The sequence below is a fragment of the Bacillus sp. ISL-7 genome, from assembly GCF_018613065.1.
In genome coordinates, this window is sequence record NZ_JAGGQW010000040.1 from 1 (window position 1) to 12676 (window position 12676).

The window sequence follows — 12676 nt, forward strand, 5'->3', positions numbered from 1 at the left end:
GATTTTAGTTTAGCGTTTACAACTGTTTGGTACTATGCTTGTGTTGCGATTCATATATCGTAAATAAAAGCATTTTTAAACCATAGGAAGCAAACGCTTTCAATAATCTCAGATCATATGGAGGAGGGAAAGTCCTACATGCATATTGTCGTATGTGTCAAACAAGTACCAGATACAAAAATTATTAAAATTAATCCTAAAACCAACACACTCGACCGTCGCAGTGCACCAGCCATCTTGAACCCTTACGATGCCCATGCAGTTCAGGAGGCCGTAAAAATTAGGGAAATAACAGGAGGTACCATTTCCGTCTTATCAATGGGACCACCGCAAGCGACTGATATTATCAAGAAGAGTGTGGAAATAGGTGCTGATAAAGGATATTTAATTTCTGACCGTGCCTTTGCAGGGGCAGATACACTGGCAACTAGTTATGCGATTTCGAAAGCTTTAGAAAAAATCAATAAGGAACACCCAGTTGACATGATTATTTGTGGGAAGCACGCGATTGATGGTGATACAGGACAAGTTGGACCTGGTATTGCAAGAAGAATGGATATCCCGCCAATCACTAATGTAATTGAAGTGTCTGAAGTCAATCAGAAAGAAAACACCGTTCTTATTAAACGGAAATTAACCAATGGCTATGAATTGATTCAATCCAATCTTCCATGTTTATTGACGGTTGAAAAAGAAATTAATGACATCGATTATTCGCCAATGCCGAACATGATTAAAGCGGCAAGGTACGAACCAATTATTTGGGCAGTAAGTGACTTTGAAAATGTAGAACGGTCGCAACTAGGACTAAAAGGTTCACCAACCATTGTTGGAAAAATGTTTACGCCACCACGTCCAGAAGGCGGGAAAAGACTAGAGGGTACTAGTGATGAACAGGTTAACCAGTTAATGGCGTTGTTGATGGAGAAAAAGGACCTGTTAACAATCCAATCATCTAAATAAAAACGATTATCTTTTGTCATGGGGGGGAATATACATGAATCTAGACGATTATCGGGGAGTCTGGGTATTCATCGAACAAAACGATGGTAAAGTAGAAGGCGTTTCTCTAGAATTACTTGGTGCTGGAAGGAGGCTAGCGGATAAATTACAAGTTCCTTTAGCGGGCTTTTTACTAGGCAATGAAGTAAAAACTTTAGCAAATAAAATTATTTCTTATGGTGCAGATATCGTATACATGGTCGACCACCCTGTATTGAAGAATTACCGTACTGAATCATATATGAAGGGCGTAATGCTCCTCGCTGAAAAATATAAGCCAGAAATTATCCTTTATGGCGCAACACCAAACGGTAAAGATTTAGCTAGTGCCGTAGCAACAGATTTAAACACAGGATTAACTGCGGATACTACAATGCTTGATGTGGATGTTGATAATAGATTACTAGAAGCTAGCAGACCTGCCTTTGGCGGTAATATCATGGCGACAATCCTATGTAAAAAACATCGCCCGCAAATGGCAACCGTCAGACCAAAGGTAATGAAGGCACTAGAACCGGTATCAGGAAGAACAGGTAAGATTATTGAAGAAAAAATATCACTGCAAGAAGAAGACATGCGTACAAAAGTGTTACAAATTGTGAATGACGTAACAAAAAAGGCCAATCTAGCTGATGCACATGTAATCGTCTGTGGAGGGAAAGGAATGGGAGATGTGCAAAACTTCCAGCTCCTTTATGAATTTGCGGAAACGATTGGAGCGACTATTGGAGGTACTCGTGATGTGGTTGAAGCAGGCTGGCTGCCACACCATCTTCAAGTTGGCCAAACTGGTGAAACAGTTACACCCAAAATTTATTTTGCTATAGCACTTTCTGGTGCAATTCAGCACGTTGTCGGCATGAAAAATTCGGATGTAATTATCGCTATAAACAAAAATCCAAATGCACCAATTTTTGATGTTGCCACATATGGAATCGTAGGAGATGCTATGGAAATTCTCCCAAAACTTATCGAGCAATTTAAGCAGCTTAGAACTGAAAAAGGTGGTGAAATAAGCTATGCATGAAAAATTTGATGTGATTGTCGTTGGGGCAGGTCCAGCTGGAAGTGCATGTGCCCTCACGTGTGCCAAAAATGGACTAAACGTTTTGCTTATTGAACGTGGAGAATACCCAGGAGCCAAAAACGTGATGGGAGGGGTATTGTACCGCAAACAAATGGAAGAATTAGTTCCTGAATTTTGGAAAGAAGCACCACTTGAGAGACCTGTCATTGAACAGCGCTTTTGGATGATGGATAAGGAATCGGTCATTCAATTCGGCTATAAAGGTCTTGAATGGGGAATGGAACCATATAATAACTTTACAGTCCTTCGGGCTCAGTTTGACCAATGGTTTGCTAAAAAGGCAGTAGACGCCGGGGCATTACTTATTAATGAAACGGTAGTAACTGAATGTATAGTTGAAAATGGCAAGGTTGTCGGGGTTCGTACTGATCGTCCGAATGGAGAGGTATTTGCAAATGTCGTGGTGCTTGCAGACGGTGTTAACTCTCTTCTTTCAAAACAGTTAGGCTTTCATAAAGAATTTCGTCCAGATGAAGTAGCCTTAACAGTAATGGAAGTTGTTAATTTACCAAAAGAAAAAATAAATGACCGTTTTAATTTGGAAGATAACCAGGGTTGTACAATTGAAATCTTTGGTGATTCAACAAAGGGTAATCTTGGAACCGCTTTTGTTTACACGAATAAAGAGAGCTTGAATATCGGAGTGGGTACAACACTATCGAGCATGATCAAAGCGAAAATCAAGCCATATGAGCTTCTAGACTACTTAAAAACTCACCCCATGGTCAAGCCAATGCTTGCTGGTGGAGAATCTGCTGAGTATCTTGCTCATCTTATTCCTGAAGGTGGTTATCGTTCGGTACCGAAAGTAGCTGGTAATGGAGTTATAGTCGTCGGTGATGCAGCACAGCTAGTAAATGCCATTCATCGTGAAGGTTCGAATATGGCGATGTCATCAGGAAAGATGGCTGCTGAAGCCGTAGTTCAGGCACATAAAAGTGGGGACTTCAGTGAATCAAGCTTAAATAGCTACCGTGACGCGCTTAATAGTAGTTTCATAATGAAGGATTTAGAGAAGTACAAGGATGCGGCACATACGTTTGAGAAATACCCACAATACTTTAATGAATATGTTCCAATGATGAATAAAGCGATGAGCAAGTTCTTTACAGTTGATGGGACTCCAAAGCGTGAAAAACAAAAACAAATAATGAAGAGTGTAACTGCGGAAAGAGGAACAATTAGAGTATTGCAAGATATCTATCGTGCTTGGAAGGCGGTGAAATAATGTCAACGAAGAATATCGAGGAAAAACAGTATCTGCTCCGTTTTAAGTGTGATACAAAGTCTCATTTGACCGTAATGGATCATGACGTATGCATGACAAAATGTCCCGATAAAATTTGTACAGTATTTTGCCCAGCGGAGGTTTATAAGTGGGAAGGAACACGGATGCAGGTTGGCTATGAAGGATGCCATGAATGTGGAAGCTGCCGGATCGGCTGCCCATACCAGAACATTAAATGGGAATATCCAAAAGGCGGACACGGGATTGTATTCCGTTTAGCGTAAATTGGATATAAATGAAAATGTGACCGTGTGTGACCAATCCGTGAGCATTTTGTGAGCAATTGTGAACAAAAAAAAATACTCTTAACTATTCGTATGGGTGCTATTTATTCGCCAAAAACTGATTACATTCTCAGACATCATATACGTCCATATAAGCCTTCTTGGGAAAAATAAGGTAGTTGTACCTGAAATGGATTTAAACAACCTGAATGAACCAATAGACTATTCAGAACACAAAAAAGAGCCTTCAGTTAATTGAGGCTCTTTTGTTTATTCATTTTCTTCATACTGGAATAAATCTTCAACGTTACATTCAAGTGCTTTGCATATCTTATCCATATTATCTACTGAAATTGATTTTACTTGATCCTCTAAATTTAGAGCATTATTATTTGCCCACTGACTTATTGTGTTTGGTCGGATACCTGTAGTTTTAGAAAGCCAATACATTGTTTTTCCCTTTTGATTCAATACTTCATTAAGTTTGAATTTAATCATTTCTACAACCTCCAATTTTTTTCATTATAACATTAAATTTAACGCTTGACGATAATAACTCAAGATGTTAGTATTAACTCAAGAGGTTAATAACTTCCAAAAAATTAGAAGAAAAAGGGAGAGATTTGAATGATGAAAACTCAAACAGAAAAGAAAAGCTTTACTGTATTTACTGAAATCCAAATTCCCGTTTCCGTATCCCTTGAAGCACATGATGAATTTGAAGCAATTCAAGCAGCAACATTGAAACTAGACCAAAACGCAATATCAGCAATTGTAATGAACTTCATTTTAAGTAATGGAACAGTTTATACCCCTAATGTTCTTGATTGGAAAACTACTGGTTATGAGGTATTTGAAGACTAATACATACCCCTTCTTTTGAAGGGGGTTTACACTAGGAGGGTTTTATAGTGTTTGACTTACAACTTTACAGACAATTGATCATCAGAACAGAGTTTATAATCCAACAGGATAAAAATTTAGATGAACAATATGTCCAGTTCCTACAAACAATTAAAGATAGTCCAGAGTTTGAGGAATTTCAAGTTGAGATAGAGGAAGACATAAGGGAATTTGGAGTTTCAGAAGATGAAGTTTACTTATACATGGATGTAATGGAAAGTTTCGTTAAGGTTAAACCAATACCTGCTTTTTAAAATGGGGGAGATAATATGGTAACAATGGTTCAATTACAAGAAGCGTATAAGGTAGGCATGGCAAAAAGGAAACCTAGCATCAAGAATTTCCTTAGACAATGTGTTCAGGATAATAAAGATGAAATTATCAAAGCCCTAACAAACATGACACAATTCGATTCTATATACATAATGGAAACATTTGCTTTTCAAATCTTAGGTGGGATGTTCAGTGAGAAGGAAAAAGAGGAGTTAATTGAAATTATCAAAAGTGGAAGTCTATTCAAGATTAAAGATCAACTTATAGATGCTTTTTACAATGATAAAGACATTAACCAACTACTAATTTAAGTTTAGTAGTTATTTTTTTAAGGGAGGTATTGAATGATGGTTGATTTCGAAGGATTAGACATTCAAGGTGCTTATCGAGAAGTTAGTATTGACCGTGATTGTTGTATGCAGGGGATGAGACAGGCAGAGGAAACATTTTCAGAAGGTTCAGTTGAATGTGACAGGTCATATAGTTATTGGTATGCACGGTACAAAAGAATGACAAGTGTTTTAACATCCATAAGGGCATTAATCGAACAGGGTTGTATGGGACGATAAAGAGAATCGTTTAAAGGTTAATTGGAACGGATAGATTGGCTACATTAGAAATGGAGTGGCATTAACTCTGTAATAAAATTGTAATATTTAAAAGGCTTGACATGAAAAGGACGATAATATTAATCATTCTGTATATTTATTAATCGAATCGCAATTATAATATTTCTTCTAGGTGTTATTGGAATTGTTTTATAACATGATTTAAATTTTTTACTCGAAAAATTGCAAAAATGGCAAAATGCTATACTAAAAGTAGCAAAGGGAGGTGATGAAATGACAGGTCAGGTTATAAAGGAAATCATTAAGAAGAAGGGATTCAAACAGAACTACATAGCAAGTGAAGTCGGGCTACATCCAGTAACACTGAATAAATATTTAAATGGTAAAACGGAAATTAAAGATACAAAGATTTATAGGTTATGTGAATTGTTGGAAGTTGAATTTATTTTGGAGAAAAACGCTAAGAAAAATTAACTATTAAACAAGGGAGAAGAACAAATGGAATATTATAAAAAACTTTTTGAAAAATATGGAGTTATGGTTGATGATACCGATTGCGACAATGTTATTTACTATAATGACAAAACAGAAAGTGAATTTTTAAAAATAACGGAAGGTATGTTAGAACCAGAAAACTCAAGATACATTGTAGTAGAAGTTTATGCTGACAAAGAACTGTTTGATTATAGTAAAGAATGGATAATCGAAGATCTTTATGATAATCCAAAAATTCAAGTATATAAGATTAAAGAAACAGTTAAAAATGAATTTTCGGAAATTGATCTTTTCAACTATATTAAAACATTATTTGAACTAGATTCAACTGTAACAAAAGAGGAATTTGTAAGTATTCTTAAAGACTTAAATTGTTGGTATTTATAAATAAAATAAGCCAGTGCGTGGGAACACTGACTAAAATATTTAAACTTTCATTTGCTAAATCGAAATAAATCGCTACAATAATAGTATGTAAATACAAATAGGACAGTACCAATTTGGTATTGTCTAACTTTTTCATCTATTTTTGGGTTTAAACCCAAATTTAATAATTTAATAGTCTACTTGAATCCTTACTAAGAGTATATATTCAATCCGATTTTTTGTAAAGGAAAAATTGGAACGAAATAAAAATTAATTTAAAAATGGTTCAAGAGGCAAATTTTAATAGAATAAAATTACAGTTTTATTCGATAATCACCATTTAAAATGAAAGTTTTAACCGAAGGGAGGTGTGGAAGATGGAATTTAACAAGAATATGCTGTTTTTCTGCTATGATTTCAGCTTGAAAAATAAACTGAAGGCTAATGGTATTAAATTCATTACAACGGCCATATCGAACGATGAGAGACGTTTCTGGTTGTTCTGGAGGACTGAAGAAGTAAATGTAATTATGCAACAGCACATTAATCAATAGGTTAATGCCTACAACTTAAACAATTATACAAAGGAGAAATGATAAATGGCAAAGGATTTTAAGATTCAGGTTCCAACAGAAATAGTAAGAAGTAACAGTTTGTCTTCAGGAGAGTTTGTATTATTGCTCAAGCTTATAGATGCCTACTACGGGCAAACAACTAAATCATTAGAAATCTCAGTTGATTATAAGGCATTAATGTTTTATTCAGCAATAAAGGATCAAAGTACATTTAAAAAGCGTCTCGAAGGATTACATAAGCTAGGAATAGTTGAAAATGAGATAGGAGACCTTCCCCGTAAAGGTGAATTGAAAATTAGCTTAAACAAAGATGTCATTCCTCAATTAAGAGATGCTAAAGGAGTTTTTACACAACTACCTTCCATTGTTATAAGTCGAAAGATGATTGAAAGTGTGGGGGACACTGGCATAAGGCTTCTTTATTATTACATGAGTTATATTAACCCTAAAAGTGTAAATAAAAATAAATGTTACGCTGCTGAAAAAACGATTGCTGAACATTTAGGGATAACTGAGAAGACTGTGATCAAACATAATAAGATTTTAAATAAACTTAAGTTTATTAAAATTGAAAAGCATGAAGTTGAAAAGGATATATACACAACCGTAAACGGAAAGGAAAAATATCTCTTCCAAAAATATAACAATCATTATTCTTTGAGGTTGGATAAGATTCAGGAATTTTACAATAAAACAACTTCAATTACTGCTTAAATTACCTACCTGTAATTTATCGGAGATAATCGGAAAACTTTCGGAGATAATTTGACACTTTATCGGAGATAATCGGAAAACTTTCTGCGATAAACTACACACTAATAAGACCTAATAAATATACAAGTAATATACATAGAAAGATACAAGTTAGATACAGTATTACACCGTCAAGAAAAATCGTTTTGACGGATGTGAATAAACTTTTTCTTTCTCATTTGTTGTTATGTTCCTGTACGTTTAATTTCAACTTTTACATAATTTATTAATTTAGTAGTTTCAAATTGTTATAGCTTATTTTTTTACATAATTTTTCACCTGTATCCGAACGATTTTTACATACTTGGTTTTAAATGTACGTCTTATACAATTACCCAACTTTAAAGGAGAATGATAATCAATGACAAATTTATCAAATAGAGTATTAGTTTATTCAGTGAGTACGGATGCTTTCTTTAATGAAGAGGAAACTGAAATTTCACAAGTGTTAATGAATTTGCGTCTTGCTAAAACTGAATTGGAAAAAGTTAATGATAAAACTAAAAATACTAAAAAAATTACTGATACATTTGCTAAGTTAGTAGAAATTTTCAATACTAATGAAGTTGAGGTGAATATTGCTGATATGCAAGACGTATTCGCTAAAATTGACAAGTTAGTTGAATCATTGGGTACTAAGCTAAAATTAGAAATTGGAAAGAAAATAATTAAATCAGATGCAAATAAACCTAAACAAGAACCGATTATTCCTCGTTCATTAAGACGTGATCATCTTATTACTTATAGTAAAATGAGGAATAAAGAAGTTAATAAAACTAACAATGTTGTAGCATTATTTGAAAGCAGCCTTACTAGAACGTTAAATTTAAGTAATACAGAAGTAAACGATGAAATTATTATTGTTAAAGCATACCATTACAATGTACTTGAAGATTTAATCCTAAATGGTTTCAAATATGGTGATGATAAGGAGTACGTATTCTTCTCTGCTAGTAGTGGACAGATGAAAAAGAAAAAATGTGTATTCATCAGAAAAGATAAGTGGGAGAAACATCAGGGAACATTCTTATGTGGGTTAACTTGGGATAGAATCAATTCCACTGAGTTTACGAAGGGTGACAAAGTTGAATCAGGTATTAACATTAATAAATTTTTGGCATATTTGAGCCTCCTAAACACCGCAACAACTAAAATGACTAACTTTGATATTAATCAAGTTGTGGTTGTTCCAGATTTAGAAATGAATGTTAAAGGTATGCTTCAATTTATTGACCATAAAACATACATAATGGATAAACCTGAAATGAAGGAAGTTCCAATGAATGTATCAGATGGTGTTGGGATTTGCTTGCCAACTGTTAACAAAAAGGCATTTCAGATTCGTGCCAATTGGACGAAGGGCTTAGTCGTACCGTTCGATTTTAAGACTTTCGCTAAAACAGAAGCAAAAGGAAACTACACTATTACAGACGTTTGGGGAAATCCTCACCATATCATAAATGATAACGTAAAAATTATCCTATCAGCTTCACAACTGAAGACTTGGAAGTACTACGAGAACATGGATGAATTCAGACGATTCTTTAATGATAATAAGTGTGAAGCTGGTAAGACAAATGAGGAAGTGGAGACAAAGGATATTCACCTAAATTACCAGTACCTTCAATCATTAACTAACATGGAAAAATCTGATTTAGTGAAAATTGCTGAAACTACAAATAACGATATTGAACAAATTGGGAGCAACCTAGACGTAATGTTACGCTCCATTGGTGCTACGAAGGAGAATGATAAGAAAGACGCTTTACAATCTTCCATATACATCTACAACAATTTACTCAATGATCCATACGTTAAGGAAATGATTAAAAGTAAAAAAGCAGCAATGGTTAAGGAAGGTAAAGCAGGTTCATTGAGAATAGAAGAAGGTAAACGCATGTTCATCATTCCTGACCTTTATGGATATTGCGAATTTCTATTCAAAGGGGATAAGAACCCTAAAGGACTACTTGGTGATGGTAAGGTATTCGGAAATAAAATTCCTTCTGGTAAGGTCAATCTAATGCGTTCACCAGCACTTTCAAGAGAGCATGGAGTGCGTGATAGCATTAAGAATGATACATTGGAAAATTGGTTCATTACTGGTGGATTGTTTATTTCTAATCATGACCTTGTTGGACGACTTCTGCAAGCAGATTTTGACGGGGATCAGGTAAATGTGTGTTGGAACTCTACGTTCGTAGAAAAATGTGAAGAAGCAATGGAAGGTGTATATCCACTATATTACAATATGGCTACTTCACCAATTCAAAACATTGATGAAAAGTCCATCTACACCAGTTTGATTAGCAGTTTTGGTGGTTCAATCGGAATTATTTCAAACCAAATCACGAAAATCTGGAATTCATCAGGAAAGTTTACTGAGGAGAAATTAAACGCAATCAAGTTACTCTGCATGTACAATAATTACATGATAGACGCATGTAAGACCAACTATTTGCCAAAGCCACCTACACACATCAAGAAAGCTATTAAGGAATTTACCAATGATAAGACACCGTACTTTTTCCAATTCGCCAAGGGTAAGAAAGCGACTGAGGTTGCTAATAAGTCATTGGTAAGCGTTAAAAGAGTAAATGGTGAAAAGGGTATCTACTTTGTAGTTAGCAAGAAAAAGTATACACCAGTGGTTAATATGCTAAGTGACATTATCACTAAAAAGAATATCTCCTTCAAATCAGTTGCAGATAAAATGGATTATAAAATGCTTATGAGTGTTAATAAGATTAAAAGTAAAGGTAAGTTAGTGGATGACATAATCAAGGAAACTTACGATACTATTAACAAAAGTAAAAAGTGGATGCTTGATAAGGAATCTGACGATTACAAGGAAAATAAATACACTTACATTGCAAAAGTGATCAAGGATGAAATCATGGAAATGGTTCATTACGTGGATGAAAAAGTCACTGATGGTTACGTGGCTAATGTATTGGTTGAATACTTATACAAAACTAAGGACGCAAGCAATAAGAAAACTCTTTGGGAATCATTTGGAAAAATTCTATTCGCAAACTTGAAGTTTAATTTGGAAGGATTGAGGGATTGTGGATGTTGTGGTGATGAATTTAAGCCTGACTCACACAAAGATAAGTATTGTTCAGAGGATTGCAGGTCTAAAATGAACAGTCGACTTACCAATAACAACGCGAAAAAGGAAAGGAGTAAAAAATAATTTGATTGAGGAACTACTAGAGTGCTAGAAACATTGATTTGACGGTCTTTCTGTCACTCTAGTAAATATCCTATATAGGGAAGGGAAAACTAACGGCACAAAAGAGAGTTAGTACCTTCTCTTAATTTTTAAAAATGAACATAGTTATCTCTTTGATATAATTATAACACTTTTATTTTTAGAAAGCAAGGATTATTTTATTTGTATATTTCAATGGGTCTCATCCACCCAATATTGGTAGTGCGGACTGCAGTCTAATTAACTGTAGTCCTATTTTACATTACTAACATTATGATGAGGTCGATTGAAGTGTATAAGGGATTATGCGCTATCAATATAAAAAGGATGATGAAGTATGAAGAAATTTGAAAGTCGTGTTGTTTTAGGTCATGAGTTTGGTATTTATGGAAATGCAGAGGAGCCTTTATTTTTAGCTAAAGATGTAGCAGAGTGGATAGGGCATAGTAATGTAAGTAAAATGATTAAAGATGCGGAATTAGATGATTCGGAGACTATTAAAGCTAAGGTAAGCACTCTAACTAATAGTTATAATGCTATGTTTCTAACAGAAGATGGTATTTATGAAGTTTTAATGCAATCGAGAAAACCTATTGCTAAACAAGTAAAAAAGGAAATTAAAGTGATCCTTAAGGAAATTAGGCAAACTGGTGTCTATATACCTGATACAGCCACAGAAGAACAAAAATCATATCATTACAATATGCTGGATATAACATTCAAGAAAATCGGTGCTGAGTATTTTATGGAAGAGTATAAAGCTTGTATTAAGTTTCATGAGTCCGTTAAGACTAGATTAGATTATGAACGTTCAAGTAAAGATAGACGATCTGATAAGAAACGTACTGTTGCAGAGTCTAAAATTAAGGTTATGGAAAAGGTATTGAGGATTGCAGAGGAACGTGAGCATCAATATAGAATGAACTTCCAGTGGGAATTGAAGTCATTGATCAGTGAAGTTGTAAAGGTCATTCAATTGGATATTAAGACGGTTAAGCACAATCAAACAAGAGGTAAGTTATCTCAAGTTAATAAGATCGGATGATTTTTCTTTAACTGATTTTTGTACATACTTCTACAAATTAAATTATAAATAATCAGATAGATAGAGTCAAGAGGTTTATTTTCTCTTGGCTTTTTTATTTTATTGGGGGGAATAAAGATGAAAGGAAAATCAGAATACGAAGAAGTAATTTTAACACCAATTCCAGCGTATAGAGGATTTAGTAATTACCTAGCTGATACGATGAGTGGTCGCATATGGTCAAAGAAAAGCAATAAATTTTTAGCATGTACACCGAATGATAACGGCTATGTGTATGTCACTTTAATTGATGATAATGGTAAATCAAATAGTTATGGAGTTCATCGTTTGATAATGGCTTCCATGTCAGGTATCCCAATTGAACAGTTTAAGCGTGGTGGTATCGAAGTGGATCATTATCCGAATGAAGAGGAAAAACACAATAATAGTATAAGTAATCTTCAGATGTCTAGCCGAAAATTACAATATCGTGAAAGCATTCGGGCTAAAATGGGGAAAGGTAAACGACTTAAAGAGGAACAAGTCTGTGAAATACTTGAACAATTGCAGGAATGGGAATCTGACGAGAATAATAAGTTAAGTGATTTCATACACATGGCTGCGGAAGCTTACGGTCAGGGTTACAGAAATCTTTGGAATATTGTTTATGGTAAGACATGGAAGCATTTGCATAATGAGGTTTCAGTATGATTAAGGATAGTACATACGAGAAGAACAAACAAATTAAGGATAATTACATAAGCGATACTAAAAAAATAGCAAGTTATCAAGTGGAAAATGGCGTTGTGGTTAATGTGAAGTACATTGAAGAATAATAATTACATAACTTTGTAACAAATATTTACATAATCTTGCAGGACTATTGTCACTCTTTGTTGAATA

Annotated in this window: 17 protein-coding genes; 16 read left to right on the forward strand and 1 reads right to left on the reverse strand. The window is 34.4% G+C overall.

Annotated elements, in window-relative coordinates; translation table 11 throughout:
• Positions 1 to 138: 138 nt before the first annotated feature.
• Genes J7E66_RS15515 through J7E66_RS15530 form a run of 4 tightly spaced genes read left to right on the forward strand, consistent with a single transcriptional unit; the run spans position 139 to position 3601 of the window.
• Complete coding sequence (locus J7E66_RS15515; protein WP_215001481.1) at positions 139 to 963, forward strand: electron transfer flavoprotein subunit beta/FixA family protein; 825 nt, start codon at positions 139 to 141, stop codon at positions 961 to 963.
• Between the two features lie 34 nt (positions 964 to 997).
• Positions 998 to 2029, forward strand: coding sequence for an electron transfer flavoprotein subunit alpha/FixB family protein (locus J7E66_RS15520; protein ID WP_215001483.1), 1032 nt, complete (start codon positions 998 to 1000; stop codon positions 2027 to 2029).
• Positions 2022 to 3317 carry an FAD-dependent oxidoreductase gene (locus J7E66_RS15525; protein WP_215001485.1) on the forward strand — a complete coding sequence of 432 codons (1296 nt, stop codon included), beginning with the start codon at positions 2022 to 2024 and terminating at the stop codon, positions 3315 to 3317. The genes J7E66_RS15520 and J7E66_RS15525 overlap by 8 nt, the downstream gene beginning before the upstream one ends.
• Positions 3317 to 3601 carry a ferredoxin family protein gene (locus tag J7E66_RS15530; protein ID WP_168242623.1) on the forward strand — a complete coding sequence of 95 codons (285 nt, stop codon included), beginning with the start codon at positions 3317 to 3319 and terminating at the stop codon, positions 3599 to 3601. The genes J7E66_RS15525 and J7E66_RS15530 overlap by 1 nt, the downstream gene beginning before the upstream one ends.
• A 270-nt stretch (positions 3602 to 3871) precedes the next feature.
• Here J7E66_RS15530 and J7E66_RS15535 read toward each other — a convergent pair whose 3' ends face one another.
• Positions 3872 to 4099: a helix-turn-helix domain-containing protein gene (locus J7E66_RS15535; RefSeq protein WP_215001487.1), complete on the reverse strand. Its 228-nt coding sequence runs from the start codon at positions 4097 to 4099 to the stop codon at positions 3872 to 3874.
• 129 nt (positions 4100 to 4228) lie between these two features.
• On the opposite strand from J7E66_RS15535, the gene J7E66_RS15540 reads away from it, so the two are divergent.
• The 12 genes from J7E66_RS15540 (at position 4229) to J7E66_RS32320 (ending at position 12609) form a co-directional block, all read left to right on the forward strand.
• Positions 4229 to 4465 (forward strand): hypothetical protein, encoded by a 237-nt coding sequence (locus J7E66_RS15540; protein ID WP_215001489.1) that lies wholly within the window; start codon positions 4229 to 4231, stop codon positions 4463 to 4465.
• Positions 4466 to 4512: 47 nt separating this feature from the next.
• Positions 4513 to 4758 carry a hypothetical protein gene (locus J7E66_RS15545; protein ID WP_215001491.1) on the forward strand — a complete coding sequence of 82 codons (246 nt, stop codon included), beginning with the start codon at positions 4513 to 4515 and terminating at the stop codon, positions 4756 to 4758.
• Positions 4759 to 4773: 15 nt separating this feature from the next.
• A complete protein-coding gene (locus J7E66_RS15550) occupies positions 4774 to 5088 on the forward strand; it encodes a hypothetical protein (RefSeq protein ID WP_215001492.1) in 315 nt (104 codons plus the stop codon).
• Between the two features lie 33 nt (positions 5089 to 5121).
• The gene (locus tag J7E66_RS15555; protein ID WP_215001494.1) at positions 5122 to 5346 is read left to right on the forward strand and encodes a hypothetical protein; all 225 of its coding nucleotides are present in this window, start codon (positions 5122 to 5124) and stop codon (positions 5344 to 5346) included.
• 273 nt (positions 5347 to 5619) lie between these two features.
• On the forward strand, positions 5620 to 5820 hold the full coding sequence (locus tag J7E66_RS15560; RefSeq protein WP_215001496.1) for a helix-turn-helix domain-containing protein: 201 nt from the start codon (positions 5620 to 5622) through the stop codon (positions 5818 to 5820).
• A 24-nt stretch (positions 5821 to 5844) separates the two neighbouring features.
• A complete protein-coding gene (locus J7E66_RS15565; RefSeq protein WP_215001498.1) occupies positions 5845 to 6228 on the forward strand; it encodes a hypothetical protein in 384 nt (127 codons plus the stop codon).
• Between the two features lie 356 nt (positions 6229 to 6584).
• Positions 6585 to 6761, forward strand: coding sequence for a hypothetical protein (locus J7E66_RS15570; protein ID WP_215001501.1), 177 nt, complete (start codon positions 6585 to 6587; stop codon positions 6759 to 6761).
• Positions 6762 to 6806: 45 nt separating this feature from the next.
• On the forward strand, positions 6807 to 7496 hold the full coding sequence (locus J7E66_RS15575; RefSeq protein WP_215001503.1) for a replication/maintenance protein RepL: 690 nt from the start codon (positions 6807 to 6809) through the stop codon (positions 7494 to 7496).
• A 400-nt stretch (positions 7497 to 7896) separates the two neighbouring features.
• On the forward strand, positions 7897 to 10731 hold the full coding sequence (locus J7E66_RS15580) for a hypothetical protein (RefSeq protein ID WP_215001505.1): 2835 nt from the start codon (positions 7897 to 7899) through the stop codon (positions 10729 to 10731).
• A gap of 355 nt (positions 10732 to 11086) precedes the next feature.
• Entirely contained in the window at positions 11087 to 11794 is a 708-nt protein-coding gene (locus tag J7E66_RS15585) for a BRO-N domain-containing protein (RefSeq protein WP_215001507.1), read from the forward strand.
• A 117-nt stretch (positions 11795 to 11911) separates the two neighbouring features.
• A complete protein-coding gene (locus J7E66_RS15590; RefSeq protein WP_215001508.1) occupies positions 11912 to 12484 on the forward strand; it encodes a hypothetical protein in 573 nt (190 codons plus the stop codon).
• The gene (locus J7E66_RS32320) at positions 12481 to 12609 is read left to right on the forward strand and encodes a hypothetical protein (RefSeq protein ID WP_285289225.1); all 129 of its coding nucleotides are present in this window, start codon (positions 12481 to 12483) and stop codon (positions 12607 to 12609) included. Before J7E66_RS15590 ends, J7E66_RS32320 begins: the two co-directional genes overlap by 4 nt.
• Positions 12610 to 12676 lie beyond the last annotated feature (67 nt).

Coding starts and splice junctions, on each gene's coding strand:
- J7E66_RS15580 (WP_215001505.1), top strand. CDS start 7,897: ATGACAAATTTATCAAATAGAGTATTAGTTTATTCAGTGAGTACGGAT.
- J7E66_RS15520 (WP_215001483.1), top strand. CDS start 998: ATGAATCTAGACGATTATCGGGGAGTCTGGGTATTCATCGAACAAAAC.
- J7E66_RS15540 (WP_215001489.1), top strand. CDS start 4,229: ATGATGAAAACTCAAACAGAAAAGAAAAGCTTTACTGTATTTACTGAA.
- J7E66_RS15570 (WP_215001501.1), top strand. CDS start 6,585: ATGGAATTTAACAAGAATATGCTGTTTTTCTGCTATGATTTCAGCTTG.
- J7E66_RS15585 (WP_215001507.1), top strand. CDS start 11,087: ATGAAGAAATTTGAAAGTCGTGTTGTTTTAGGTCATGAGTTTGGTATT.
- J7E66_RS15515 (WP_215001481.1), top strand. CDS start 139: ATGCATATTGTCGTATGTGTCAAACAAGTACCAGATACAAAAATTATT.
- J7E66_RS15535 (WP_215001487.1), bottom strand. CDS start 4,099: ATGATTAAATTCAAACTTAATGAAGTATTGAATCAAAAGGGAAAAACA.
- J7E66_RS15555 (WP_215001494.1), top strand. CDS start 5,122: ATGATGGTTGATTTCGAAGGATTAGACATTCAAGGTGCTTATCGAGAA.
- J7E66_RS15575 (WP_215001503.1), top strand. CDS start 6,807: ATGGCAAAGGATTTTAAGATTCAGGTTCCAACAGAAATAGTAAGAAGT.
- J7E66_RS15550 (WP_215001492.1), top strand. CDS start 4,774: ATGGTAACAATGGTTCAATTACAAGAAGCGTATAAGGTAGGCATGGCA.
- J7E66_RS15530 (WP_168242623.1), top strand. CDS start 3,317: ATGTCAACGAAGAATATCGAGGAAAAACAGTATCTGCTCCGTTTTAAG.
- J7E66_RS32320 (WP_285289225.1), top strand. CDS start 12,481: ATGATTAAGGATAGTACATACGAGAAGAACAAACAAATTAAGGATAAT.
- J7E66_RS15590 (WP_215001508.1), top strand. CDS start 11,912: ATGAAAGGAAAATCAGAATACGAAGAAGTAATTTTAACACCAATTCCA.
- J7E66_RS15525 (WP_215001485.1), top strand. CDS start 2,022: ATGCATGAAAAATTTGATGTGATTGTCGTTGGGGCAGGTCCAGCTGGA.
- J7E66_RS15565 (WP_215001498.1), top strand. CDS start 5,845: ATGGAATATTATAAAAAACTTTTTGAAAAATATGGAGTTATGGTTGAT.
- J7E66_RS15560 (WP_215001496.1), top strand. CDS start 5,620: ATGACAGGTCAGGTTATAAAGGAAATCATTAAGAAGAAGGGATTCAAA.